Annotated in this window: 2 protein-coding genes; both read left to right on the top strand. The window is 68.9% G+C overall.

All coding sequences use genetic code 11. The annotated features are described in order from the left end of the window. Positions 1-460 (top strand): PaaI family thioesterase (locus G7A99_RS22370; RefSeq protein WP_240466381.1); only part of this gene is annotated, 460 nt, incomplete at its 5' end. Beyond that, on the top strand, positions 457-782 hold a 326-nt coding region (locus G7A99_RS22365; RefSeq protein ID WP_163144208.1), incomplete at its 3' end, for a PaaI family thioesterase. The genes G7A99_RS22370 and G7A99_RS22365, both read left to right, overlap by 4 nt.

Here is a 782-nt window from a genome sequence, read left to right as displayed (position 1 = left end):
AGACGAGGACAGCGACGCACGCCTGGCGATTGCCAGGCGCTTTTTCGAGACCATCCCCCACAGCGCGGTACTGGGCATGGAGCCGGTGGCGGTGGGCGAGCGCACGCTCACCGCGCGGGTGCCGTACCGGGAGTCCATGGTCGGCAACCCCGTCACCGGCGTTATCCACGGCGGGGTGATCACCACCCTGGTGGACCAGACCAGCGGCGGTGCGGTCATCGCCGCGCTCAATGCCACCCGCGCGGTTGCCACCCTGGACCTGCGCATCGACTACATGCGCCCCGCGGTACCGGGAGAGGCCGTCTACGCCCACGCCGAGTGCTACAAGCTCACCGAGCAGATCGCCTTCGCGCGCTGCAGCGTCTATCAGCCCGGTGTCGATGATCCCATCGCCATGAGCATGAGCACCTTCATGCGCGTCGCCGACGACGGTCCCACGCTGGTGGAGGGGGTGGCATGAAGGACCTCATGGCGCGGGTGGCCGAGGCCCGGCGCAGCGGTGATCCGGATGCGCTGGTCGCGCTTATCCCCTATGCCCGGTTGTTGGGGATCAGCTTCAGCGAGGCCGGCGGGGCACTGGAGTTCCGGCTGGCCTTCCGCGAGGGCAACGTCGGCAACCCGCACCTGCCGGCACTTCACGGCGGCGTGATCGGTGCGTTCATGGAGAACGCGGCGGTACTGCACCTGCTGTGGACACAGCAGGCGAGCCGGGTGCCCAAGGTCGTGGACTTCTCCATCGACTACCTGCGTCCGGGGCGACCGGAGACCCTGTGCGCGGCGTG

The organism is Arhodomonas sp. KWT, from assembly GCF_010993615.1.
Note: the sequence above shows the minus strand (reverse complement) of the source record. Positions and strands in the feature narration are given on the sequence as shown.